This window comes from Lapidilactobacillus mulanensis (assembly GCF_003946215.1).
GTDB classification, from domain to species: Bacteria; Bacillota; Bacilli; order Lactobacillales; family Lactobacillaceae; genus Lapidilactobacillus; species Lapidilactobacillus mulanensis.
On record NZ_RHOW01000008.1, the window covers coordinates 33,335 to 57,402 of the forward strand.

Consider the following 24,068-nt stretch of genomic DNA (forward strand, 5'->3'; position numbering starts at 1 on the left):
AAAAGTTCCGAGCTTCGATTTGAGCTTTTGCAAAATCGGCAAAATCTCGAATCGATCCACCATGTAAGGCGGGGAAAAACATCCCGCCAACATGGTTGTCACTGCCGCGACTGCCTGCCCCAGCACTTTCGACCTAAACTTAATTTAGTTTAGTGTAGGAATTGAATAGCGGGGTTCCTGGAAGTTGGATTATCAATGTCGCCTTTACTTTGAATAACTAAAAAGAAAAAGCGGTGAATTTCAAATCTACGCAAAATAACACACGACAAATTTTAAAATAGGTGCAGAATAGTCTTAAAAAGCTGATAGAATGGCGCTTTAGGTGAAAGATTGCACCTATTTTTAAATTTGTCGTGTACCTAAATTACCAATTTTCGTTTTACACGTTTAAAAAATATTGTTTGAATTAGGAATGTACATTAAATATCCAACGCTGAACTTATCGAGCTCTTCTGAATAGACGAGGCGAAATTTGTGGTGGGAACTGGGACTGCAGTGGCAATTTTGTTAATGAGCGGTTTGTGCGAATTTACAAAATGGGGAAATATGAGATCTTCTCGATCTTGGAAGAGCTCATATTTCAGGCGGAAAACTTTTGGTGGGTTTCCAAAAGCTTGTAGCCGTCCCCACAGCAGTTTCCCAGTTCCCACCACAAATTTCGCCGGAACCACAAACAAAAAAAGGCCACCAACCCCAAATACGAGTCGGTAACCCATTTTCAAATTATTTCTTCGTAGCTGCTTTATCTTCTGCTTCTAATTGATGCCCCAAACTAATGATCAGCTTGCGCAAATCATCTTTAATTTCAGGATGACGAAGACCAAATTCGATATTCGTTTTCACATAACCAAATTTATTACCCACATCATAACGACGACCCTTAAATTCATGCGCGAAAACGCGCTGGGTCTTATTCATCGCATCGATCGCATCCGTCAATTGAATCTCGCCACCGCGACCTGGCTTTTGATTTTCGAGAATGTCGAAAATTTCTGGTGTTAATAAATAACGTCCAATGATGGCCAAATTACTTGGTGCATCTTCAACTTTGGGCTTTTCGACGAAGCGTTTGACGTTGTATAATCCTGGGCTGGCTTCGCCTTCAGGATCGATCACACCATAGGCAGAAACATCTTCTTTAGGCACTTGCATTACTGCCAGCGTTGAAGCATGCGTCTTTTCATAGTCATCGATCAACTGCTTCGTTAGTGGGACTTTATCTTCCATCAAGTCATCGCCAAGCATGACGACGAATGGTTCGTCGGCGACAAATGACTTGGCCTGACGAACGGCATCCCCTAAGCCAAGTGGATTTGATTGGCGGGTGAAATAAAGGTTAACGCCCATTTCGGTGGTCTCTTGAACTAACTTCAATAATTCGGTTTTGCCTTTTTCGCGCAAGTTCTGCTCCAATTCAGGCACGGAATCGAAGTGGTCTTCAATTGGACGCTTGCCTTTACCGGTAATAATTAAAATATCTTGAATGCCAGATGCTTTCGCTTCTTCGACGATGAATTGAATCGTGGGTTTATCGACGATCGGCAACATTTCTTTGGCCATTGCCTTGGTTGCAGGCAAGAAGCGCGTTCCGAATCCTGCTGCTGGAATCACTGCTTTACGAACTTTCATTTCAAAAAAATCCTCCTCAACATGACGACCCGCAAGCATACAAAATCTCTAGGTGGATCTGATCATTTTCTACCTCTAAGCATATCATGAAACGTTAACGGAATAAAGGGTTGTGTAACTTGGCACTAGCGATTCAATAGTCTCAACAAGCGACTATTCGCGACGCCTTGTTCGCCATGCCACGATTCATTGAAGATCGCATTGATCACGACGCCGATCATTAATAAAGTTGCGGCGAAATTCAACCACAATAACGCCACGATAAATGTTCCGATGGTGCCATAACTATTGAATGAACGCGCGAAGTAGCGAACATATAGCGAGAAACCTTGTGTCAGCAACAACCAAGTCCCCGTCGTAAAAATCGTCCCTGGCAAAATCGTCCAAAACTTTAAATGTGTTGATGGTAAGAAATATTGCAAGAACATGATCACTAACGTTACAACCGTTACGACGACTGGCCACTTCCAAGTCAAGAAAACATCCAAGATCGTATTAGAAAGCTGAAAAGTTGGAATGATCCATTCCAAGAATTGCTGGCCAAACGTGAAGACCACAATGATTGCCAGTAAACTAATGACAAAAATAAACGTGATCAAAAAAGAAAGGACCCGGCGTGCGATCGCATTCTGAATGGCGACATCACTGTATATTTTGGAACTATCGATTTGATAAACATCATTCATGCTATTACGGATCGCGTTGATCCCGCGACTGCCAGCCCATAAGGTGGCGATCACACCAAACGAGAGCAAGCCGCCACTACTTGTCGCAAGTAACGAGGTGACGATGGGTTTGATCAACGGCATGATTTGCGCAGGGAAGGCCATTTCTAAGTATGAAATAATTGTTTTAGAATCCAACCGCAAGAATGGCAAAACGTTCCCGATAAAAATAACTAACGGGAAAAAAGATAATAGCAAATAATAAGTAATCACTTTTGCTGAATTGCTAATATTGCTAGAAATCACACGTTTGACCACTGCTTGTATGAACGAAATTATTTTCTTATACCACGGTGACCGTTGCCTAAAAAGTGGTGCCGCCAACTTTGTATCTTGATCCATTCCGATCAACCTCCAGATACTGATATTTTCAGTATATCAAAAATAAGCGACCCTGAGCAATGAAAGACGCTAAAAAGCCCGCTAACATCAACTTCATGTTAGTGGGCTTTTCAAATCGTTATTATTTTTCAGTCGCAGCGATTTCAGAGTCACCTAATTCTTGCAAGTAATCGAAGACTGCTTGTCCAGCTAGGCCACCTTCACCAACCGCATTGGCAATTTGGCGCAAATGCTTGTCACGAACATCCCCGACTGCAAAAACACCGGGAACTTTAGTCCGGGTCGTATCATCTGTTTCGATCCAACCCGCCTCATTCAAAATTCCGAGGTTCTTGAAAGGTTCAGTCATGGGTTCAATACCAACATAAATGAAGACCCCTTCGGCTGGCAATGATTTTTCTTCGCCGGTCTCCTTGTCACGATATTTAACGGATTCAATCTTTTTGCCATCGCCGACAATTTCTTCGACTTGGGCATTCCAAACGAATTCCATCTTATCGTTAGCAAAAGCGCGGTGTTGTAAAATCTTCTGAGCGCGTAATTGGTCACGTCGATGAACAACCGTAACTTTACTAGCAAGATTGGCTAAATAGATTCCTTCTTCAACGGCAGAATCGCCACCACCAATAACGGCAACTTCGCGATCCTTAAAGAAGGCGCCATCGCAGACCGCACAATAAGAAACTCCCATGCCTGAGTACTGATCTTCTCCAGGCACACCTAAATGGCGATGCTCGGCACCTGTGGCGATCACAACTGCCTTAGCCTCATAATCACCCTCGTCTGTTTTAACGGTCTTATACGCGCCATGGTCGATCACATCACTGACCGTGCCATAAGTGTATTCAGCACCAAATTGAGTCGATGAAGCGTACATCTTTTCACCCAACTCGGGGCCTAAAATCGACTTGAAACCAGGATAGTTTTCAATTTCGGCGGTGTTGTTCATTTGCCCACCGTAAATTCCCCGATCTAACATTAAAACGGATAAATTTGAACGTGATGCATAAAGTGCGGCAGTCATTCCACCGGGGCCTGCGCCAATTATAACGACATCATATTGTTTGGACATGCGCATTACTCCCTTACTTTTAATAAGTACTAGTTTACCTTATTTTTGCTAAAATGTCTAATCGCGTGCTCATTAGATATTTCAGATTTAATTTTCAAATTCCATTTCATTGCGGCCATCGCGTTGCATCAACTTGCTGATTTCTTCGTGAATATCTGCATCTTCGTACAAAACACGATAGATACTTTCAGAAATCGGTGTATCGACATGCAGTTGCGTGCATAATTCGTGAGCGGCCTCTGCAGTTCCAACACCTTCGACAACCATGCCCATATTTTTCAAAACGTCATCGAGTTTTTGACCCTGTCCTAACGCGTTACCACAGCGCCAATTACGCGAATTCACACTCGTACAAGTAACGATCAAATCACCAATACCAGACAGGCCCATAAAAGTTAATGGATTGGCGCCCATTTTCACACCAAGCCGACTAATTTCGGCAATCCCTCTGGTCATCAAGGCTGCTTTCGCGTTGTCGCCATAACCGAGACCGTGTAAAATTCCGGCACCGATCGCGATCACGTTTTTCAAAGCGCCGCCAAGTTCAACTCCGACCAGATCATCATTCGTATACAAACGGAAATAATCATTCATGAAGATCGACTGAACCCATTCGGCGTCGGCCAAATCCGCGGAGGCAACTGTCAAGGAAGTAATATCGTGAGTGGCAACATTCTCGGCATGACTCGGGCCGGAGAAAATGACCAAACGTTGTGCCAATTCTGCCGGAAATTCATCGGCAATAATCTGAGAGATGCGTTTGTGCGTGCCGATTTCCAGACCCTTCGTCGCGCTGACCAAGAGTGGTTTCTGATCCATTTTTGCCAGTACAGGCAACATTTGCTTAGCCACCGAACGAATGGCAGCCGTTGGTAAAACAAATAAAACGGCGTCAGCACCTTGCAAAGTTTCTGTTAAATCCAGACTTGCGTGCACCTGTGGATTGATTTTAAACTCTGGTAAATAATGTCGATTCGTGTGGAAAGTATTGATTTCATCGGCAATTTCTTGACTATTGCCCCATAATTCGACCTCATGACCATTGTTGACTAACAAATCCGCCAAAACAGTCCCCCACGAACCTGCACCTAAAACACCAATTTTAATTGACAAATTTTTTCTCCTAGCTGCAAAACAACCGGCTTGAAATTAACCGTAATATCAAGGTTGTCATGCACGATTTTTTCAGCATTGAAATGATTTATTTTTCTTTTGGAATCGTTTTGCCACTGCCATCAAGATACCATTTCAGCTGTGGTTCATTGTGACGACGCACGATGATGATGGCGATCGCCGCAACAATCAAGATTGCCGAAAGCAATTGTGACACACGAATGTTGGCAAACAAGTAAAGACTATCTGTCCGCATCCCTTCGATCACGGCGCGACCCACTGCGTACCAAGTAATATAACTGAGAAAAACCTCGCCTTGTTTGAAAAGATGAGTGCGGTGACGCAAGCTCAGCAATAAAATCACGCCCAGCAAACTCCACACAGATTCATACAAGAATGTCGGTTGCCGATAAGCGCCACTAATATTCATTTGCGTGATAATAAATTCTGGCAAGTGTAGGCTTTGTAAAAATCCTAGTGTCGTTTTCGCACCGAAAGCCTCTTGGTTCATAAAGTTGCCCCAGCGACCGATTGCTTGCGCTAAAAGGACAGTCGGCGCCAGCACATCCAGCAATAACCAAGTGGGAATAAACCGATGATAACAAAAGACTAGTAACACAATTACGGCGGCGATCAAGCCCCCATAAATCGCTAGCCCACCATTCCAAATCTTGATGATATCACCAGGATTTTGCGAATAATAAGACCATTCAAAAATCACGTAATACAATCTCGCACCGATCAAACCGATCGGCAACATCCAAAAAATCAAATCGATCACATCATCGGGATCGATTCCCCGCGGTCTTGCTTCCCGCATACTCAAAAAAACAGCGACCACCACACCCAGCGTGATGATCACACCATACCAGCGAACATGAAGATTGCCTAATGAAAACGCAATCGGATTTAAAGCCAACATAATTGCACTCATTTATCATCATCCTCACTTGAATTTTCTTGAATTAATTCATTTAAATTGCGTTCAAACACTTGGGTGGCATCATAACCCATTGATTTCGCACGGAAATTCATGGCGGCCACTTCAATGATAATCGCCAAATTACGACCAACCTTAACGGGAATCGTCATCTTTGGAATCGGCACGTCGAAAATCTGTTGCGTGACCTCATCACTGCCAAGCCGATCATAATTACGATCAGCTCGCCAGTTTTCCAAATTGACGATCAATGAAATCTCCGTTTCTTGACGAACGGCGCCAGCACCGAAGAGATTCATGACGTCGATGATGCCGATGCCACGAATTTCCATCAAATGCTTCAAAATCTTCGGTGCCTCACCAACGATCGTGCTTTCATCTTTCTGATAAACATCCACGCGATCATCGGCAATCAAACGATGCCCACGTTTGACCAATTCCAACGCAGTTTCACTTTTACCAACGCCGGAATCACCGGTGATCAAAACACCCAAGCCATAAACGTCGACTAAGACGCCGTGCATACTTCTGCGCTCTGCCAAATGGACGTGCAAATAATCGGTCAGCACACTAGAAAGCCGCGTCGTCAATAAATCAGAACCTAGCACCGGAATTCCGGCGCGCTTGGCTTCGACGATCATTTCTTTCGGCGGCGTTAAGCCACTGCTGATGACAAAAGCCGGTGTTTCCGTCTGACACATCCGCCGCAAAACAACGGAGAGCTCATCACTCGTCAAGCCTTTGGCAAAAGCCGTTTCCGTTAAACCGAAAACTTGTAGCCGTCGCTGGGGGTAGTAAGCAAAATAACCAGTCATTTCAAAATCGGGACGAGATAGATCGCTCGTGGTCACCGTTTTTTGAGCCAAACTTTCTTGACCAGACAATACTTTTAATTTTAAATCATCTACGAGTTGTTTGACTAAAATACCTTCAGCCATGACTTGCCTCCAAAAAGTTTCAGCGACACATCCACGTATCGCCAAGCGCATTTTAATAATTATTGTGTTTGAATTCAAGTTTAACATTATTGACGATTTTTTTCATCCAGCATGACAGGTCTGATAAAAATTCGCGCAAAAAAATAGGCCACCAACTAATGGCGCCCTACTCTTTCGAATGCTTGTGTATAGTTTTTTAGCCTTGTGTGCGATTATGATTGTTGCCATCGGCCGTATCAGCCAACGAATTCAAGACGTCCATGTCTTCTGAACTGATCTTGAAATCTAATTCTTTATTGCTAATAATGTGGACAGGTGTGACTGACTTTGGTAATGGCAAGGCACCATTATCGATACAGAAACGGATCGCCAATTGCGCCGTCGTCACATTATATTTTTCCGCCAATCTAAGCACGTGGTCATTGTTCAGCATGCGACCAGTTGCCAATGGTGAATAGGCTTCGACTAAAAGACCATGTGCTTGCGAATAACTGGTAATTTTGGGTTCTGTGAAGCCAATATAATATTGAATCTGGTTAACCATTGGTGTAACTTCTGAATGATTCAACAGATTCTTCAAATCGCGAACGGCAAAATTAGAAACACCAATTGCGCGAACACGACCATCCGCGTAAACTTTTTCTAAAGCCTTCCACGCTTCAATATTGCCTTCATCATAATTCTTGCCAGTCTCACTCCATGGCCATGGTGCATGAATAATATAAAGATCTAGATAATCGATGTCCAAATCAGCCATCGTTTCATCAAAGGCCTTCAGTGCGCCATCATAGGTTTTAATTTCAGCAGGTAATTTAGAGGTCACAAAGATTTCTTTACGATCGATTCCAGAATCGCGGATCGCCTGACCGACACTTTTTTCATTGCCATAAGCCTTTGCTGTATCGATATGACGGTAACCATTTTTCAAAGCCGTCGTGACAGAGTTATACGCTTCTTCGCCATTAGGAATTTGCCAAGTGCCGAAGCCGACCTTGGGAATCTGAACGCCATTTGCGAGTTGATAAGTTTCTGTTAATACTGACATTTAATCCACCTCTTACATTTAATAAGTTCATTATAACATTGCTGGAAAATCAATGTGCAAGCCAAGCACGAACGATCTAAAAAAACCGGCAGCTTAACGCAGTCTAACCGCAGTCCCACTGCAACTGACCATTAGCATCCCGTTATCTGACCCGAGAACTTCATAATCCATTTTCATACCCACAACGGCATCTGCGCCTAATTGTTCCGCACGGTCGCTCATTTCTGCGATAGCTTCCTCGCGCGCCTTCGTTAATTCTTCCTCGTAGCCCTTAGAACGGCCACCAAACATATTCCGCAGGCCAGCACCCATATCTTTGAACATATTGATCCCAGTGATCACCTCGCCAAAAACGATCCCTTTATATTCAGAAATGGTTTTGTCTTGCACGGTATTCGTCGTTGTAATTATCATCGAATCACTCCCAATCGATTTATTGAATTCATTCTCATTTTAGCGTAAGGGCTTTCGTGAAACAACTAATCGTTTTCGAATCGATTGTCTGCTCAGGTCATTTAGCAAAACTTTCTTTAATATTTTGCTAAATTATCTCCAATCAGATTATTTGTGGCTTTTTTTAACTAGACTAGAATTTGTAAGAGAACTCATGAGAAATTCGAAAAGTTGGTCGATTCTTTGAATAAAAAAAAGCTAATTATTTTAATCGCCGCACTGATTTGTTTGGCGGCAACGTTATTTACTTATTTCAATACGAATTATAATAGCACCATTGCGGTCGTGACTTCGGCGAAACAACTTTCTGCAACGAAAGTCAAAGATCAATATGATGACGCTGACCAAACCATCGTTCAGCAGTTAACTTTGCGCGTCTTGAATCATTCGCATCGCAATCAGCAATACACGATCAAGAATACTTACACCCGTTCGCAACTGCTCGACCAAGGCTATCATCAACATCAACGCGTTTTCGTTCAAATCAGCAAGCAACAAATCGACATTACCACCCCCAAGCGTGATTGGGTCGTGATCGCCATTATTTCCGTGATGGTGATGTTAATGATCATCCTCATCGGCAAAAAACCCTGGTTAGTCATGCTGTCGTTGATCCTCAATTCGGCCATTTTTTATCTCGTGATTCGTTTTGATATTCATAAAAACGGCACCAACACCATTCTGATCTACAGCATCGCCGCAATTGTTTTCGCCAGCGTGTCTTTCTTATTGTATCAAGGCCTCCAGAAAAAAATGTTTGCCATGTTGGTCAGCACGATCATTTCATTATTGATCGCGTTCGGTCTGAGTTATGCGATCATGCAACTAACTGGCGAAAAGGGCATCACTTATATGGCCGTTGAATATGCCACCCAAAATCCCCGCTCATTGTTTCTCGGACAAACTTTGCTGGGCGTTCTCGGGGCAGTCATGGATGAATCGACAGACATTGTTTCGAGCCTCAGTGAAATTATCCATCACACACCAACGCTCAGCCGCAAACAATTGTGGTCCAGCGGACGGGCGATCGGTCAAGAAATTATGGGACCGTTGATCAACGTTTTATTTTTAATTTTCATGGCCGACGCGCTGCCGATGACGATTCTCTATTTGCGGAATAATAATTCGATCGCCTACACATTCGAATACACGCTATCTTTAGGCGTCCTCCAAAGTTTGATCTCCGCAATCGGGATCGTCATCACAGTGCCGGTTGCCACACTATCGGCGTATTATTTCTTGCTTAGAAAAAGAGGTGCGCGCAAATGAGCACCATGTTAGCTTTATTACTAGTTTTATTCCTTTTGATGATTGTGGTTGGTGGTCGCGCGGGTGTTAAAAGTTATTTAAGTATCGTAATCAACTTCATGCTCGTCTTTCTCGTGGCCTTGCTGATCAGCTGGGGCGCAAATATTTGGCTCACGGCTGCTTGTTTCATTCCACTAAAGCTGTTAACAATTATTTATTTAGGCACCCACGATACCAAAATTGCCGATCATGCTTTTCTCAGCTCGTTTAGTGTTACCGCGATTATTGTCGTCATCATTTTAATCTTCAACCATTTCGCTCAAGCCTTCGGAATCGGCGATCAGGCTGGCGAAGACTTAATCGGATTATCCGACGCCCCTGGAATTAGTTTCGCCGCAATCGGCGTGGTCGTCGCCATTTTCAGCACATTGGGTGCCATCAGCGAAGCGGCCGTCGCCGAGAGTGCAGGGTTACTAGAATTGAAAAATTCAAACGAAACTATTTCCAGCGCCAACTTTTATCAAAGTGGTCTGAATATCGGTGAAGACATTTTAGGGACAGCCGTTAATACCATTCTCTTTGGATTCTTCGGTAGCTTTTTAGCCCTCTTCATTTGGTATTCACGTTTGCATTACACGATTCCACAAATTCTCAATGACAAGTTATTCGTCCAGGAATTCGTGATCATGATTTATTCGATCATCGGCGTCTTACTGGTCATTCCCTTAACCACCTTGATTATTTCCCGTTCCAAAATGAAAAAGTGACCACCAATTGAATTGGTGGTCACTTTTTTGCAACAATTTCTTAAATTATTTTTGTTGGTGATAAAAATCAACCAGTTCTGAACACAATTGATGTGAAAGCATGCTTGTGGCTGGACTAACTGGATTCGTCGCGTTAGTTGCCACTGCACTAACAAATTCATGAATAAGCGGCTCAAATCCCCGTCGCGTTAAAGTCGGCGTCCAATCTGGAAAGTTATTAACTTGAGTCCCATTTTCCGTACTGATGGTTAAATGTTCCAAATTTTCTAACCGTTTCGTTCCAGATATTTGCTGAACCTCACTGGTCTCAGTATTGGCACCCGCTTGCATATTCATCAATGCATAAACCGTTAGATTTTTACTCGAGAGCACCAAGCCACAATTTTGTAATATTCCCTGATCAGAGCTGAGTTGATATTGGCAGCTGACCTGATCGCGTGCATCGATGCCCGCCAAATACAGGGCCGTATCCACCACATGAATAAATAAATCATAGATTGCAAACCCAACTGCTTGCTCAGCCCTGATCCGATTTTTTTGAACGATAATAACCGCGGGTTGGCCTGAAGTGGCGATCTGTTGTTGAAAAGGTGCAAACCGCCGATTAAATCCAGCAGTCAATAATAATTGCCGTTGCGCCGCCAATTGATAAAGTTCGCTGACCTCTTCGTAATTCTCGCTAACCGGCTTATCAACGTAAACATGGATGCCCGCGTTCAAAAAAGTGCGGATCAATTCAGTGTGCGTGTGTGTTGGTGTGTGGATAAAAACCGCATCAGGGTGCTGAGCAATGAGCTCTGGCACCGAGCGAGTCGACTCGGAGAAGCCAAATTGATGCTGTAGATGCGCCAATTTTTGTTCGTCTCGTGTACACAAAATCCATTCGACTTGATCCTGCATCTGTGCCATCACGGGCAGATAAGCTTTTTGGGCAATGTTGCCTAGACCAACCACACCAATTTTTAACATCATAAACTTCCTTTGTTTTTTTGAAACTGCTTTTATAATCTATTGTGCCAAATATTGGATAAAATTTCCATTAATTTTAATACGGATTGATTCTTGAACTACCTTCGGTCGTGGCTGCGTGGGGCAAGTGACTGACTACTGTGGGGACGGTTCCAGGCTTTCCCCTAAGTTCTGGGAAAAGTCTTCCACCTCGATTTCGAGCTTTTTCTCCGTCGCAAAACCGGCTCCTGAGAAAAATATCGAAATACGCCCCTGCTGTAAGCGACGATGGCCCTGTCGCAACAGCAGTTTCACAGTGTCGTCACTTGCCCCACACAGCCGCGACCTAAACTGGAATTAGTTTAGTGGTGAACTCGGAAGAACTGGGTTTGTGGAAATGATTTGAATCCCACGTCGATTGCTTTGTTGTGGGAAATATAATCACGTTGGATATTTTTCCACTAAATATTTACGTTGCTCAGAAAAGATTCGTAAGGTAGAAAGCCCGGTTCAGAATCCAACTCTGCTCACTAGAATGAACCACAGAATTTGCGGAAGAGAATGAACAGCACACTGTGATAATGCTCTTAGCGACAGATCCATCGTCGCTTAGAGCATGGGAAATTCGGAGATCTTGCGGTTTTGGCAAGAGCTCCAAATTTAGGCGGAAGAATTTTGGCAGGCTTCCAAAATCCTGGAGCCGTCCCCACAAGTGAGCTGTTCATTCTCTGCAGCAAATTTAAGCTGCAGTTACGCACAAGCCAAATATTTTCGAACCAGATCAGAACAGAACACAACTCAGAATCCAAATCTGCTCACTAGAATAGACCCGCAGAATTTGCGGAAGAGAATGAACAGCACACTGTGATAATGGTCTTAGCGATAGATTCACCGTCGCTTAGAGCATGGGAAATTCGGAGATCTTGCGCTTTTTGCAAGAGCTCCGAATTTAGGCGGAAGAATTTTGGCGGGCTTCCAAAATCCTGGAGCCGTCCCCACAAGTGAGCTGTTCATTCTCTGCAGCAAATTCAAACTGCAATCACCCACTATTTCACTTTTTCAAATTATGTTTCTGCTGCCAATAAAAAACCGGAACGCCAACTAGCGTGATCAAAATACCGAGCGCCGCCAATTTAAATTGCGTAATCAAAGTTGATAGCACAATAAACGTCCCACCCAGAATGGCGATGATCGGAATCCACGGATAGCCCATCACTTTATATGGCCGCTTCAGATCCGGCATTTTTTTGCGCAAAATAAACACCGCACCGAAAATAAGCGTATTAAAAATCCACATCACGAAAACGAGCATATCGGTCAATAAATCGAAATTCCCCAGCAGCATCATGATCAAAACCACGGCGAGTTGTACAAGGCTGCTCAACCATGGCACTTTGGTCAGACGGGTTACTTGGCGGAAATAGTTCGAAAACGGAATGGTCCGATTCACTCCCATCGCGTACGCAACCCGCATGCCAGTCATGGTGTAGCCATTGATCGCACCATAAACAGAAACCAGAATACCAATCGTCACTAATCTGCCACCCATATTGCCAAAAATGGCGAGTGCGCTATCTGCCGCCGCAGTTGGATTGCCCATGATTTGCGTAATGGGCAGTGCTTTTAAAAACGCCAAATTGATCAGAACATAAACTAACGTCGTCAATCCTAAACCGCCAATAATCGCGATTGGTAAATGTTTGCGCGGATTCTTCATTTCGCCGGCCATATTTCCGACGCTGATCCAGCCATCGTATGCAAACATCGTCGCTAATAATCCGCCATTCAATGCGGTCAGCCAACTCACATGACCACCAGGCTGCACCGGCCACAACTGCAAAGGTTGTGCGTGCACATTAGTCAATCCGAAAATAATGATGATCACGATCGGAATCATTTTAATAAACAGAGTTAAATTCTGGACGAAACTGCCCAGACGCGCCCCTAATAAATTCAGCCCCGTCAAAGACAAGGCGGTTAAAAAAGCGACCGGGATAATCACAGTAGTCGACCAACCGGCCAAACTGACCAGTTGTGTCGCAAAAACAATGCTTAGTGCGGCAATATTGGCCGGATAATAAATCAAAACTTGTGCCCAACCGAGTAAAAACGATGGTAATTTTCCATAGGCGAGCTCGATATAATTAACCGCGCCACCAGCTTCCGGAATCGCGGTAGCAATTTCGGCTAAGCACAATCCACCCGCGATCGTCAAAAGGCCGGCCAATATCCAAACCGCAATTAACAAACTCGGCGATTGTGTGTCACTAGCTAAAGTCGAAATTTTAAAAAAAACGCCCCCGCCGATCACGGTACCCATGACCGTAGTTAGCGCCGAAGTCAATCCCATAGACTGTTTCAGTTGATTATTTTGTGCCATCAGTTAAATCCTCTCGCGAACAATTCTTGTTTCTATTTTACAAGTTTACCCCCAGACTAAACACCGGCTTTAGAAAAAATTAAGCTGTCAGCAATATGCGATTTTAGTCTCCCACTTTCTAACCACGCACGAAATAAAACCCGCACGCATCTTCAAGCACGCAGAACTAACGCCACCAATCGAATGAGCCGTCGATTCCAGTCACCCACAATCAAAAATAACAAGCCACCTTGCAAAACTGTAAGATAAAACAGACAATTGGCGATGGCACCTGCTCCTACAAATTGCTAAACTTAGCTTATCATCCAAAAAGGAGCCTCATCCATGAAAAAATTTCTGACCATTGTTGTAATAATTTTCGCCTTGATCCTGGGTGCGTGGTTTACGATCGAGAAAGTTTTTCGCGGTGGCGATGCCTATTACACGCAGATCACCAGCACCGGAACCTACCACGAATCGAAAACCGACTCCGGCGAAATTATCGGTGATTATTCCTATGATCAACCTGGATACGACGCAAACGGTCACAAGATTCGCCTCAAATTTAACGGCAACAAAACACGACCACTCAAGCGAAACGCCTACCTCGAAGTCACCTACCGCAATGGCGACGTCCGCTCCTGGAAACAAGTCGCAGAAAAAGACATCCCTAAAAAGGCATTGGTTCAGCTGAAAAAATAAGTGGTTTGTAGCATCAGTTCGTATTAGTGTAAAGATTCTCAATACTCAACAAATACGTATCCATTTGTTGAAATTCCTACAATTATCAGCTATACTAAAGATATAAAAAGAGACCTGTTATTTGCGTAACAGGCCTCCAGCAAAACCGTTTAAGACGGTTGACCGAATTTTCAAACTAAAAAGCTAGTCGTCCAACTTGGTCAAAAGTTGTAAAGGACGGCTATTTTTTATTGTCGAAAAACAGCTTCACGATCGTGATGACTAAATCCAGCATTGTGACAATAAACATTCCAAATGCCAGCATCAGCGATAACGTTTCAGCTATGGACAACAAGACACCTCCCCCACTCTAGATTTTGATTTACGCGCATAGGCGATCATCTCACTTTCGTTGGATTGGCCAACCGTCTCAACTTTCTTGCTGCTTTGATTGTAACATGAAAGCGCATTATTTATAACCGTTTTTCCGTATTAAAAATTAATCTATGCTATTATATTTACCTGCATCTGAATAGACTAGGCGAAATTTGTGGTGGGAACTGGGACTTGCAGTGGTAATTTTGTTAATGAGCGGTTTGTGCGAATTTACAAAATGGAAAAACTGGAGATCCTGCGGTTTTCAGGAGCTCCAGTTTTAGGCGGAAGAATTTCCGTACTTTGGAAATCCTGTAGCCGTCCCCACAGCAGTTTCCCAGTTCCCACCACAAATTTCGCCGGAACCGCACAAACTACGACACCAATCAAAGATTGTTTTCTCCGACATTCCCAAAATCCAATTAATCTCACGAATGATAGCTCTTTCAATTAGATGGTGTATAATGTGGTTGTATGAACTTATCACCAGTTTGGGAGGGACGTTGATGCTTGACGATCGACTCATTGGCTCCACGTTTATGAACGCCAGCCAGCTCAGCTATGGCGTCGTCGAAAAATATGGCGTATATTATCACTATGTCATCGAAGGACCCGCCGAAGTTGGCGATATCCTGGAGGTCTCGCGCGTGACCCCACTCGCGCTGATCGTCCATCGTCAGGATCGTCGGTTGAAGTTTTAAGGGGTTCATGTTCATTGAATTTGAAAAATTGAAAAGAGGTTATTATTATGTTTAGTAATATTGCATTGATCGTCGTTATTGTGATCGTTGTCGCGTTATTGCTTTGGATTTTATTTTCATCGATCGCGATCATTCATACGGGTGAAGTTGGGATCGTCGAGCGTTTAGGCGTCTACGTTAAAACGATGGAACCTGGTTTCCACGTCGTTTTGCCGATTATTTATCGCATCACCGAAGTCGTCAACATGAAACAGATTCCGATGCGCGTTGCCGAGCAGGAAGTGATCACTAAGGATAACGTTGTGGTCAAGATTTCTGAAACTTTGAAATATCACATCACCGACGTGAACGCTTATGTTTACAAAAATAAAGATTCCGTAACCAGTATGGTTCAAGATACGCGTGCTGCCTTGCGTGGGATTATTGGTAATATGGATTTAAACGATGTCTTGAATGGTACCGAGACAATTAATCATTCGCTTTTCGACCAACTCAGTGAAGTTACTGCCGGTTATGGGTTGAATGTCGATCGCGCTAACATCGATTCCGTTGAAGTCGATCAGGATATTCAAGAGTCTATGAACAAGCTGTTGCGTGCTTCCCGTGAAAAAGAAGCCAACATCATGCAGGCGGACGGTTTCAAACAGGCCGCCATTGCTAAAGCCGAAGGTGGCAAGCAATCTGCCATTCTGGAAGCCGAAGGTAACAAGCAAACTCAGATTTTGGAAGCCGAAGGACGTGCGCAAAGTCAGCGGCTCCTGTATGTTGCCATCCGCGATCAAATCAACTCTGTCAACGAAGCTTTGGTTCACAACACCGACGCTTATCTTCAATATAAGAATTTAGAAACAATGGAGAAAGTCGCCGAAGGTAAAAATAATACCATCGTGATGCCAACTGCTGCTTTGGACAGTCTCGGTAAAATTCCAGCCATGAAACAAATCTGGGATCAATCCGAACAACCAAAAAGTTCAGATACAGAGACAACTTCAACCACAAAATAGTGTAAAATAAAACGAAGCGAGGTTAAATCCGCTTCGTTTTTTAATACTTCAAATTTTAACTATTTAAATTAAGCGAGGTCAACATGTCTGAACAACCACTCCAGAAATTCCAACAACTTCTAGATAATGAAGATCACTTACTTGAGTATGCGCAAGTCGCCAACGAAACGATCGACGCGTTGACACTGACTCATCTGATCATCGAGAATTGCATATTTGAGCGCGTGACTTTTCTAAATTGTGACTTCAATAAGTTCGAAGCCACCGACACAACTTTTAAAAACTGTGATTTCTCCAATTGTGTTCTGGACCAAGCGAGTTTGTTTCGTGTCCAATTTACTGGCTGTAAATTAGTCGGCACCGTTTTAGACGACAGTTATTTCAATGACACGACTTTTACCGGTTGCAAAATGGATCTCGCTGGTTTGAATAATTTATCGACTAAAACCGTCAGCTTCAACCAAACGAGTTTGACCGATGCCAGTTTCAATGACTGCACCTTTAAAAAGGCCACCTTCAACGAATGTCATTTGAATCACGCCAGCTTCATGTTCACTAAATTAAAGGGGCTCGATTTCAGCAACTGCGAGTTCAAGCAACTCGACGTTGAAGCCCAGCAATTGCGCGGTGTGACCGTCAACGAAGAACAAGCCGTTTTACTCGTCCACTTATTTCTCGCAATCAAAGTTAAATAACGCCCACTGAAATCAATCCAGTGAGCGTTATTTTTTTACGAACGCCTATTCGTGATTTAAGCCGTGACTCAAATGCAGATAGGCATAAATGTGGAAGACAATGCCCCCCACCAGCAAGATTGCGCCGACGGTGATCGAGAAAAAGCTGGCGATGATCGCGGCTAAATAAATCGTCATGCTGCGCAAAGGATCCGAGCTGATCACCGCGAAGACTTGTGATTGGGTGCGGCGCGACTTCAATTCTGGATGCCGGTCTAAATAGCGATACATCAGCAAAAACGTGAACGAAATCAGAAACGCGATTGCCGCATAACTCACCAACGCCACCCGCAAGTCAGCGCGGTCATGCTGTCTCAAGGTGTACGACAAGAGTGCGGTGGGATAATTGATCAACGTGATCGTGAACGACAGAATGTACGCGGCTAAAACCGGCCACTGCTGGAGTACGGCCTCCCATAAATGTCCGGTGTGATAGGCTGGCACCTTGAAATCCAAAACTAAAATCGTGATCAGAATGGCGAAAACACCATCACTAAATGCTTCCAAGCGACTAATTTTCATGGCTACGCTCCTATTTCAAATGGCATCCAACTTGGAGTAGAATAAACGACGAGAACAACTTATCGAAAAACACGTTCAGAAAGAGGCAAAACATGATCCGCGCTTTTAAAAATAAAGATTTATCACGCGTGGCGGAAATTTGGTTGCAAACAAACCTCGAAGCGCATGACTTTATTCCCGAAAAATATTGGCGAGATAACTATACCATGGTTAAAGAAACGCCAGCAGAGGCCGAAATTTATGTGGCGGCGGATGAATCTCAGTCACAAATCAACGGCTTCATCGGCTTGAGTGACAACTATATTGCCGGCCTGTTTGTGAGTCACCAGGCACAATCTCATGGCATTGGCAAACAACTCTTAGATTATGCGAAATCGGTCAAACCCCAATTGACGCTCAGTGTCTATCAGGAAAATTCGGGAGCCGTCAATTTTTATCAGCGCGAAAATTTCCAAATTGACAAGGAACAGATCGATCAAGACACCGGTCAAAAAGAATTCCTAATGAGCTGGCGGCGGTAATCACCATACCACTATCGGCCCAGACACATCAGTCAAAATAGCCCTGATAAATTTGATCATATTGTTGATGGCTCGATTCATCATAACAAATTTTAGCCATCGTTGCTTCGTTATGTGGCGCGGATTGCCGAATCAAAGCATACAAGCCGGCAATCGGTTCGTTGGCTGCGGATAAGCAGCAATCAATGCCGAGAATATCAGCGGTCAATTGTTGTAACTCTGGCGTTTTAAAGAAGCCCCCGCTCAAAGTCAATTGCGTTTTAACGCCGACCATTTCGGCCAACGCGCGAATATTCAGTAATGTGCCTTCAACAATTGCGCGCACTAGATCCGCGCGCGTCGTGGCAGCCGTCAGCTCTTTGAAGGCTGCTTTTTTTGTGGCATCCCAATATGGAGCGCGCTCGCCATTCAAGAAGGGCATGAAGCACACGCCATTGGCACCAACTGGAGATTGCGCCAACAGTTCTGGCAATTCGTCAAAAAAGGCCGTCTTGTTTGCCGCCAACTGATTGCTAGCCCAAGCTAAGACATTGCCGCCATTGTTAGAAGGCGCCCCAACGATATATTGACCGGGTTGTAGATAGTAACAAAAATTCTGACGGTCAGGATCTAATCTGATCGTTTCAGAAACTTGGCGGGCGGCTGCACTCGTGCCAATCGAAAGGCTATTCGGAATCCCAGTAGCTACATAACCCGCGTATGCGGCCAAACAACCATCGCTGGCGCCCGCGTAAACTCGGACTTGATCAGAGAGACCTAATTCAGTTGCAACCTTCTCAAGCAGCTTGAAATCATCTGTACAGTCAACTAACTCCGCCAAATCTTCTAACTGAATTTTGAGATCCGCCAAAATTTCCGCATCCCAATCTAACTGGCGTAAATTTAAAAGCCCCGTCGCAGAAGCAGTCGCATAATCGATCCGCGCTTGGCCAGTGAAGTACTGCAAAACCAACTCTTTGATGCCCCACCATTTAGTCTGTGCGGGATATTTGGAAATCGATTGAGAATATTTGATTTTTGCAAACGGCGACATTGGATGGATCGGTGTACCGGTTTTTAAATAGAATTCGCGGGCGCTGGGCGTATTTTTAAACTGAGAAATTAAATCTTGTGCTTGATCATCTGACCAAATAAAGATCTGATCATTTTCCGTTGTGTCTGGTGCAATTGGCCAACAACTGTGCATCGGCGCGCTGAAACTCAGTTGGCTGATCTGTTGGCGAATTGTTGCAGGAATCGCCTGAATCCCACGCACAGTCGTGGTAATTATTTCCTGTGCAGACTGATATTCAGCCCCATTTTCACCCGTATAGGTTCTGATATCACGAGATTGTTGATACGCGAGTTTATCTGCGCTCATGACGCCAAATTTAATGGCGGTAGTGCCAATATCGATTCCTAAAAAAGCATCTTGCATGATTCACGACTCCCTGATTATTTTCAAAACTTGATTGATTAACATTCACTACAATATTTTTTCTAACTAATAATACAATAGCGTTAACTGCGCCTAAATACAATTATGGCGTTACTAAACAAGTGAATTCTTGCCTCTCGTATAGAAAAAGTCACTAGCTATCTAGCAGTCTTCACCGCTGAAAAACTAGTGACTATTTTTATTACCTCAGAAATTATTGGGCTAAAAATCCACCATCGATCACAAATTGACTGCCCGTCGCATATTTAGCTTCATCCGATGCCAGATAGAGGACTAGATAAGCGACATCTTCTGGCGTCCCCATCTTTTTGACGGGAATGTTTTTCAAGATATTTTCTTTCAACTCCTCGGGAATAATGCCGGTATCCACCCAACCTGGATGTGCTGAATTGATATTGATCGGATAGTTTTTTGCGGTGACTTCTAATGCGGCCGTTTTTGTCAATTTGGTGATGGCCGCCTTGGAAGCCGAATAAGCCGACGCCAGTGGAAATCCAGTCTGGCCAATTGCCGACGCGACGTTCACGATCGAGCCGCCGGTCACCTTCATATTTTGAATTGCATACTTAATTCCGAGCATCGTTCCGGTCAGGTTGATCGCCAAAACCTTGTTCCACATTGCCACGGTGAAATTTTCCACCTCCGCCGGCAGATTGGCAATGCCCGCATTATTTACGAGCACATTGACCTGACCAAAATGTGCGGTCGCAAATTGGAATGCATCTTCCCAATTACTCTCAGACGTTACGTCCAACAAATAAAACGCCGCGTTCTTGCCTAAGTTAGTTGCCTCGCGTTGCCCTACTTTTTCGTTCACGTCCGCCAAAACGACTTTGGCGCCTTCCGCGACAAATAACTTCGCATAAGCTAAGCCAAGTCCACTGGCACCACCGGTAATAATTGCCACCTTGCTTGTTAATCTGTTCATAAGACTCCCCCCGATCATGTTAGCCACAGCTGAACTAAATATGGCGAAAGTTTAACACGGAATAGTTGAAAGCGCAATCAAAGATACTTGAGTGAAAAAATTTGCAATATAAATGTGGCATCTTGAAAAAAATCTACCTTCGGTCGAAAGTGCTGGGGTAGGCAGGGCTGGGGCTGTGGGACCGCTCTCCGCTTTTCCAAGTGCGGGAAAAGCTCCGAGCTTCGATTTGAGCTTTTGCACAGACCGCAAAATCTCGAATCGATCCACCATGTAAGGCGGGCAAAAACGGCCCGCCAACATGGTTGTCACTGCCACGACTGCCTGCCCCAGCACTTTCGACCTAAACTTATTTTGTTGAGTGTAGGATTTAAATAGCGGGGTTCCTGAAAGTTGATTGTCAAGGTAGCCTTTACTCTGAATAGCTAAAGAAATAAAGTGATGAATTTCAAATCTGAGCATATTAAGACACGACAAAGTTTTAAATTGGCGCTGAATAGCCTGAAAAGACGATAACATCAGCTTTTCACGAGATAGATTGCGCCTATTTTAAAATTTGTCGTGTATCTAGATCACCGATTTTCATTTTGCGTGTTAAAAAGATATTGGTTGGAGTAGAAAAGCAAATTAAATATTCTCGTTGTATATATTGAGCTCTTTAGAATAGACTAGGCGAAATTTGTGGTGGGAACTGGGACTGCAGTGGCATTTCTGTTAACGAACGGTCTTCGTGAGTTTACAGAAAGGGGAAATGTGAGATCTTCCCGGTTTTGGAAGAGCTCACATTTCAGGTGGAAGAATTTCCGTACTTTGGAAATCCTGCAGCCGTCCCCACAGCAGTTTCCCAGTTCCCACCACAAATTTCGCCGGAACCAAATAAAAAAAGCCGGTTCCCCGACTTATCAAACACTAGCACTCGTTAATTTAGTTTTATTCAGCAGTAGCGAACTTGCCACGACTGAAATCGAGCTCAACGCCATGCCTAAACCCGCTAATTCTGGACTGAGCATCAATCCTAAGCCAGCAAATACCCCAGCAGCGACTGGAATACCCAACGAATTATAGATAAATGCCCAGAAAAGATTCAGTTTGATCCGTTTAAACGTTTGTTGACTGAGTTCTAACGCGCGAACAACATCGAGTAGATCATTTTTGACCAAGACGATACCACCGGACTCGATGGCAATGTCCGTTCCTGAGCCCATAGCAATGCCGACATCGGCGGTTGTCAGTGCAGGGGCATCATTGATCCCATCCCCGACAAAAGCGACTGGTGCAACTTGCTGGAGCTGTTTAACGTGATCTGCTTTATCACCAGGTAGAACATCGGCGATAACTTTATCAATTCCGACTTGATCGGCGATCGCACGAGCAACGCGCTGATTGTCGCCAGTCAACATCACTGTTTGCAAGCCACGCTTCTTCAACGCTGCGATTGCTTGGGCGGAACTGGCTTTCGGCGCATCTTGAATTGCGATCAAGCCAATAATTTCATCTGCGTAGCCAACGATCACCACCGTTTTAGCCTCACTTTGTAGTTGTTGCATTTGTGCAGCCATTTCTGAACTCAATTCGTGATCAGCTAACAATTTATCATTACCAATGAAGGCTGGTTTACCGTTTACTGAGGCCTGCACACCTTGGCCTTCCACAGCCTTGAAGTTTTCGACTGCGCCGGGAATAATTTGAGCTTGCTTCGCTTTTGTTAAAATTGCGGCAGCTAGTGGATGTTCAGAATCATTTTCTAAACTCGATGCAATTGCAAGTACAGTTTTTTCATCGCCAATAATATCAGTCACTTGAGGCTTACCCTCAGTAATCGTCCCCGTTTTGTCAAAAACAACCGTCTTGATCGAATTGGCCGCTTCCAAAACTTCACCATTTTTGATCAGGATGCCCATCTTCGCGCTACGACCAGTGCCGACCATTAACGCAGTCGGCGTGGCAATTCCTAGCGCGCAAGGACAGGCGATGATCACGACGGAAACGGCGAACAACATGGCACTCACCACGCTGGCACCCAAGAGAACATACCAAATAACAAAGGCTAGAATCGCCGCAATTAAAACCGAGGGCACAAAAATATCAGAAATTTTATCGACTGTCTTTTGAATCGGCGCGTGACTCGTCTGCGCTTTTTTGACCATCTCGACGATTTGCGCCAATAAGGTATCATCACCGACTTTGCTAGCCTTGAACATAAAAGTGCCGGTGCTATTCATTGTCGAGCCGATCACCGAATCGCCAGCTTTTTTAGTCGTGGGCATGCTTTCGCCGGTGACCATGGATTCGTCCACGGTTGAACTGCCCTCAGTGATCACGCCGTCGACTGCAATTTTCTGCCCAGGTTTGACATGGATCAAATCACCAACAACAACTTCAGTTAACGGAATTTTAACCAATTCGCCGTTGCGCAACACTTCTGCGTCCTTAGCCTGCAAGTCTAATAATTTCTCAACCGCGCTGGAGGCACTGTGTTTCATCTTTTCCTCGAAAACTTGCCCGAGCAGCACAAAGGTGATCACAAACGCCGCACTCTCGAAAAAGACAGCTTGATGATTGAGCATCGCATAAATACTATAAAAATAAGCAGTCGCCGTGCCAATCGCCACTAGCGTATCCATATTCGCGTGATGATGGCGAAAAGATGCCCAAGCACTCTGCAAAAACGGCCGCGCTGAGACGAGCATAATCGCCGTCGTCAGCACAAACATGGTCCACATGCCACCTGGCAATACGAAGCCAAACGGACTAGCCACCATATTTACTAACATTGGCAAAGAAAATACCAACGAAAAGATGAATCGATTTTTGATCGTCATTATTGAATAACAACCTTTCCGTGTGCCATGTCCATGCCGCAACTGAATTGATATTCGCCGGCTTTTGCAGTGTCGATATTAAACGTCTGGGCTTCGTTGAGTGGTAAGAATTTTTTGATCCCAAATTCGGGTAATACGATCGTATCTAAACAGCCTTTGTCGCTGAGCCGTTTAAACGTTAATTGTGCAGGCTGGCCTTGTTTTAGCGTCACGGTACTTGGCTGGTAGCCACCATCCACGATGACTTCGATATTTTGTGATTGAGTTGTCATAATAATTCCTCCAGATAAAATTAAAAATATTAAAAATGCTGACTAGTGGTAAAATTCGATCCACCTTCGGCAGATTGCTCCAGAAAACAGCCGCTGTTAGACTGTGGGGACGCTTCAAGCCAATTGAAAATCAAATTGTCTTGAAGCTCGATTTCGAGCTTTTTCCCAAGCCCTTGGAAAAATCTCGAAATCGCCCATGCTGTAAGGTGACCAAAGGCGGGTCACCAACACCATTTTCACAGTAACAGCCGCTGTTTTCTTCCGCATTCTGCCTATTCTACTGCAGCTTTGAGTCGGATTTGATGCTGTGCGACTGGTTTTGTAGTGGAACTTTGTTTTTTGGTGACGAAAGGCAAATGTGCAAATCAGACAAGAAAATTTAACCATCAATTTTTATATTTGGTTATCTATTTTAGTCCCAATGCCAATCCCAGTTATTTCCAGTTAAGCTCTAAATCAATTCAAGATGAGACCGTTGCTGGTTGGTGGCAGGG

Annotated in this window: 24 protein-coding genes; 7 read left to right on the forward strand and 17 right to left on the reverse strand. The window is 44.2% G+C overall.

What is annotated here, in order from left to right; all coding sequences use genetic code 11:
- Positions 1-723: 723 nt before the first annotated feature.
- The 8 genes from galU to EKM67_RS03215 form a co-directional block, all read right to left on the reverse strand.
- Complete coding sequence (galU, locus tag EKM67_RS03180; RefSeq protein WP_125577233.1) at positions 724-1,629, reverse strand: UTP--glucose-1-phosphate uridylyltransferase GalU; 906 nt, start codon at positions 1,627-1,629, stop codon at positions 724-726.
- Positions 1,630-1,754: 125 nt separating this feature from the next.
- Positions 1,755-2,696, reverse strand: coding sequence for a YihY/virulence factor BrkB family protein (locus EKM67_RS03185; RefSeq protein WP_125577235.1), 942 nt, complete (start codon positions 2,694-2,696; stop codon positions 1,755-1,757).
- A 121-nt stretch (positions 2,697-2,817) separates the two neighbouring features.
- Complete coding sequence (gene trxB / locus EKM67_RS03190) at positions 2,818-3,768, reverse strand: thioredoxin-disulfide reductase (RefSeq protein WP_125577237.1); 951 nt, start codon at positions 3,766-3,768, stop codon at positions 2,818-2,820.
- 87 nt (positions 3,769-3,855) lie between these two features.
- On the reverse strand, positions 3,856-4,881 hold the full coding sequence (locus EKM67_RS03195; protein WP_125577239.1) for an NAD(P)H-dependent glycerol-3-phosphate dehydrogenase: 1,026 nt from the start codon (positions 4,879-4,881) through the stop codon (positions 3,856-3,858).
- Positions 4,882-4,969: 88 nt separating this feature from the next.
- Complete coding sequence (gene lgt, locus EKM67_RS03200) at positions 4,970-5,815, reverse strand: prolipoprotein diacylglyceryl transferase (RefSeq protein ID WP_125577241.1); 846 nt, start codon at positions 5,813-5,815, stop codon at positions 4,970-4,972.
- Positions 5,812-6,759 (reverse strand): HPr(Ser) kinase/phosphatase, encoded by a 948-nt coding sequence (gene hprK / locus EKM67_RS03205; RefSeq protein WP_125577243.1) that lies wholly within the window; start codon positions 6,757-6,759, stop codon positions 5,812-5,814. The genes lgt and hprK overlap by 4 nt, the downstream gene beginning before the upstream one ends.
- A 196-nt stretch (positions 6,760-6,955) precedes the next feature.
- Positions 6,956-7,804, reverse strand: a complete 849-nt coding sequence (locus EKM67_RS03210; protein WP_125577245.1) for an aldo/keto reductase — start codon at positions 7,802-7,804, stop codon at positions 6,956-6,958.
- A 93-nt stretch (positions 7,805-7,897) separates the two neighbouring features.
- The gene (locus EKM67_RS03215; RefSeq protein ID WP_125577247.1) at positions 7,898-8,218 is read right to left on the reverse strand and encodes a putative heavy metal-binding protein; all 321 of its coding nucleotides are present in this window, start codon (positions 8,216-8,218) and stop codon (positions 7,898-7,900) included.
- A gap of 222 nt (positions 8,219-8,440) precedes the next feature.
- Here EKM67_RS03215 and EKM67_RS03220 point away from each other — a divergent pair, with 222 nt between their 5' ends.
- Both EKM67_RS03220 and EKM67_RS03225 read left to right on the forward strand, forming a co-directional pair.
- Positions 8,441-9,526, forward strand: a complete 1,086-nt coding sequence (locus tag EKM67_RS03220; protein ID WP_125577249.1) for a YibE/F family protein — start codon at positions 8,441-8,443, stop codon at positions 9,524-9,526.
- A complete protein-coding gene (locus tag EKM67_RS03225) occupies positions 9,523-10,272 on the forward strand; it encodes a YibE/F family protein (RefSeq protein ID WP_125577251.1) in 750 nt (249 codons plus the stop codon). The genes EKM67_RS03220 and EKM67_RS03225 overlap by 4 nt, the downstream gene beginning before the upstream one ends.
- Positions 10,273-10,317: 45 nt before the next feature.
- Here EKM67_RS03225 and EKM67_RS03230 read toward each other — a convergent pair whose 3' ends face one another.
- Together EKM67_RS03230 and EKM67_RS03235 are read right to left on the reverse strand one after the other, a co-directional pair.
- Entirely contained in the window at positions 10,318-11,244 is a 927-nt protein-coding gene (locus tag EKM67_RS03230) for a Gfo/Idh/MocA family protein (RefSeq protein WP_225417295.1), read from the reverse strand.
- Positions 11,245-12,271: 1,027 nt separating this feature from the next.
- Positions 12,272-13,600 (reverse strand): APC family permease, encoded by a 1,329-nt coding sequence (locus EKM67_RS03235; protein WP_125577253.1) that lies wholly within the window; start codon positions 13,598-13,600, stop codon positions 12,272-12,274.
- Between the two features lie 324 nt (positions 13,601-13,924).
- Here EKM67_RS03235 and EKM67_RS03240 point away from each other — a divergent pair, with 324 nt between their 5' ends.
- Positions 13,925-14,281, forward strand: coding sequence for a YxeA family protein (locus tag EKM67_RS03240; protein WP_125577255.1), 357 nt, complete (start codon positions 13,925-13,927; stop codon positions 14,279-14,281).
- A gap of 220 nt (positions 14,282-14,501) precedes the next feature.
- Here the strand turns inward: EKM67_RS03240 and EKM67_RS03245 are convergent, their stop codons facing one another.
- Positions 14,502-14,612 carry a putative holin-like toxin gene (locus tag EKM67_RS03245; protein WP_125577258.1) on the reverse strand — a complete coding sequence of 37 codons (111 nt, stop codon included), beginning with the start codon at positions 14,610-14,612 and terminating at the stop codon, positions 14,502-14,504.
- Positions 14,613-15,141: 529 nt separating this feature from the next.
- On the opposite strand from EKM67_RS03245, the gene EKM67_RS03250 reads away from it, so the two are divergent.
- From EKM67_RS03250 to EKM67_RS03260, 3 genes are all read left to right on the forward strand, one after another.
- Entirely contained in the window at positions 15,142-15,336 is a 195-nt protein-coding gene (locus EKM67_RS03250; RefSeq protein WP_125577260.1) for a hypothetical protein, read from the forward strand.
- Positions 15,337-15,383: 47 nt separating this feature from the next.
- Complete coding sequence (locus tag EKM67_RS03255) at positions 15,384-16,340, forward strand: SPFH domain-containing protein (protein ID WP_125577262.1); 957 nt, start codon at positions 15,384-15,386, stop codon at positions 16,338-16,340.
- 83 nt (positions 16,341-16,423) lie between these two features.
- Entirely contained in the window at positions 16,424-17,035 is a 612-nt protein-coding gene (locus EKM67_RS03260) for a pentapeptide repeat-containing protein (RefSeq protein ID WP_125577264.1), read from the forward strand.
- Positions 17,036-17,080: 45 nt separating this feature from the next.
- Here the strand turns inward: EKM67_RS03260 and EKM67_RS03265 are convergent, their stop codons facing one another.
- The gene (locus EKM67_RS03265; protein ID WP_125577266.1) at positions 17,081-17,596 is read right to left on the reverse strand and encodes a TMEM175 family protein; all 516 of its coding nucleotides are present in this window, start codon (positions 17,594-17,596) and stop codon (positions 17,081-17,083) included.
- Positions 17,597-17,688: 92 nt separating this feature from the next.
- Between EKM67_RS03265 and EKM67_RS03270 the strand changes: the two genes are divergently transcribed.
- Positions 17,689-18,117 (forward strand): GNAT family N-acetyltransferase, encoded by a 429-nt coding sequence (locus EKM67_RS03270; protein ID WP_125577268.1) that lies wholly within the window; start codon positions 17,689-17,691, stop codon positions 18,115-18,117.
- Positions 18,118-18,145: 28 nt separating this feature from the next.
- Here the strand turns inward: EKM67_RS03270 and EKM67_RS03275 are convergent, their stop codons facing one another.
- The 5 genes from EKM67_RS03275 to EKM67_RS03295 all read right to left on the reverse strand — a co-directional run bounded on the left by EKM67_RS03275 (position 18,146) and on the right by EKM67_RS03295 (position 23,604).
- The gene (locus tag EKM67_RS03275; RefSeq protein WP_225417296.1) at positions 18,146-19,534 is read right to left on the reverse strand and encodes a gluconokinase; all 1,389 of its coding nucleotides are present in this window, start codon (positions 19,532-19,534) and stop codon (positions 18,146-18,148) included.
- A gap of 214 nt (positions 19,535-19,748) precedes the next feature.
- Complete coding sequence (locus EKM67_RS03280; protein WP_125577272.1) at positions 19,749-20,483, reverse strand: SDR family oxidoreductase; 735 nt, start codon at positions 20,481-20,483, stop codon at positions 19,749-19,751.
- Positions 20,484-20,534: 51 nt separating this feature from the next.
- On the reverse strand, positions 20,535-20,942 hold the full coding sequence (locus tag EKM67_RS03285) for a hypothetical protein (RefSeq protein ID WP_125577274.1): 408 nt from the start codon (positions 20,940-20,942) through the stop codon (positions 20,535-20,537).
- Between the two features lie 440 nt (positions 20,943-21,382).
- Complete coding sequence (locus EKM67_RS03290; protein WP_125577276.1) at positions 21,383-23,302, reverse strand: copper-translocating P-type ATPase; 1,920 nt, start codon at positions 23,300-23,302, stop codon at positions 21,383-21,385.
- Complete coding sequence (locus EKM67_RS03295) at positions 23,302-23,604, reverse strand: cupredoxin domain-containing protein (RefSeq protein WP_318531157.1); 303 nt, start codon at positions 23,602-23,604, stop codon at positions 23,302-23,304. Before EKM67_RS03295 ends, EKM67_RS03290 begins: the two co-directional genes overlap by 1 nt.
- Positions 23,605-24,068: the final 464 nt, after the last annotated feature.

What these genes read in the sequence shown, in the direction of transcription:
- galU (WP_125577233.1), bottom strand. Translation starts at nt 1,629, where the DNA reads ATGAAAGTTCGTAAAGCAGTGATTCCAGCAGCAGGATTCGGAACGCGC.
- EKM67_RS03185 (WP_125577235.1), bottom strand. Translation starts at nt 2,696, where the DNA reads ATGGATCAAGATACAAAGTTGGCGGCACCACTTTTTAGGCAACGGTCA.
- trxB (WP_125577237.1), bottom strand. Translation starts at nt 3,768, where the DNA reads ATGTCCAAACAATATGATGTCGTTATAATTGGCGCAGGCCCCGGTGGA.
- lgt (WP_125577241.1), bottom strand. Translation starts at nt 5,815, where the DNA reads ATGAGTGCAATTATGTTGGCTTTAAATCCGATTGCGTTTTCATTAGGC.
- hprK (WP_125577243.1), bottom strand. Translation starts at nt 6,759, where the DNA reads ATGGCTGAAGGTATTTTAGTCAAACAACTCGTAGATGATTTAAAATTA.
- EKM67_RS03210 (WP_125577245.1), bottom strand. Translation starts at nt 7,804, where the DNA reads ATGTCAGTATTAACAGAAACTTATCAACTCGCAAATGGCGTTCAGATT.
- EKM67_RS03215 (WP_125577247.1), bottom strand. Translation starts at nt 8,218, where the DNA reads ATGATAATTACAACGACGAATACCGTGCAAGACAAAACCATTTCTGAA.
- EKM67_RS03225 (WP_125577251.1), top strand. Translation starts at nt 9,523, where the DNA reads ATGAGCACCATGTTAGCTTTATTACTAGTTTTATTCCTTTTGATGATT.
- EKM67_RS03230 (WP_225417295.1), bottom strand. Translation starts at nt 11,244, where the DNA reads ATGATGTTAAAAATTGGTGTGGTTGGTCTAGGCAACATTGCCCAAAAA.
- EKM67_RS03235 (WP_125577253.1), bottom strand. Translation starts at nt 13,600, where the DNA reads ATGGCACAAAATAATCAACTGAAACAGTCTATGGGATTGACTTCGGCG.
- EKM67_RS03240 (WP_125577255.1), top strand. Translation starts at nt 13,925, where the DNA reads ATGAAAAAATTTCTGACCATTGTTGTAATAATTTTCGCCTTGATCCTG.
- EKM67_RS03250 (WP_125577260.1), top strand. Translation starts at nt 15,142, where the DNA reads ATGCTTGACGATCGACTCATTGGCTCCACGTTTATGAACGCCAGCCAG.
- EKM67_RS03255 (WP_125577262.1), top strand. Translation starts at nt 15,384, where the DNA reads ATGTTTAGTAATATTGCATTGATCGTCGTTATTGTGATCGTTGTCGCG.
- EKM67_RS03260 (WP_125577264.1), top strand. Translation starts at nt 16,424, where the DNA reads ATGTCTGAACAACCACTCCAGAAATTCCAACAACTTCTAGATAATGAA.
- EKM67_RS03265 (WP_125577266.1), bottom strand. Translation starts at nt 17,596, where the DNA reads ATGAAAATTAGTCGCTTGGAAGCATTTAGTGATGGTGTTTTCGCCATT.
- EKM67_RS03270 (WP_125577268.1), top strand. Translation starts at nt 17,689, where the DNA reads ATGATCCGCGCTTTTAAAAATAAAGATTTATCACGCGTGGCGGAAATT.
- EKM67_RS03275 (WP_225417296.1), bottom strand. Translation starts at nt 19,534, where the DNA reads ATGCAAGATGCTTTTTTAGGAATCGATATTGGCACTACCGCCATTAAA.
- EKM67_RS03280 (WP_125577272.1), bottom strand. Translation starts at nt 20,483, where the DNA reads ATGAACAGATTAACAAGCAAGGTGGCAATTATTACCGGTGGTGCCAGT.
- EKM67_RS03285 (WP_125577274.1), bottom strand. Translation starts at nt 20,942, where the DNA reads ATGCTCAGATTTGAAATTCATCACTTTATTTCTTTAGCTATTCAGAGT.
- EKM67_RS03290 (WP_125577276.1), bottom strand. Translation starts at nt 23,302, where the DNA reads ATGACGATCAAAAATCGATTCATCTTTTCGTTGGTATTTTCTTTGCCA.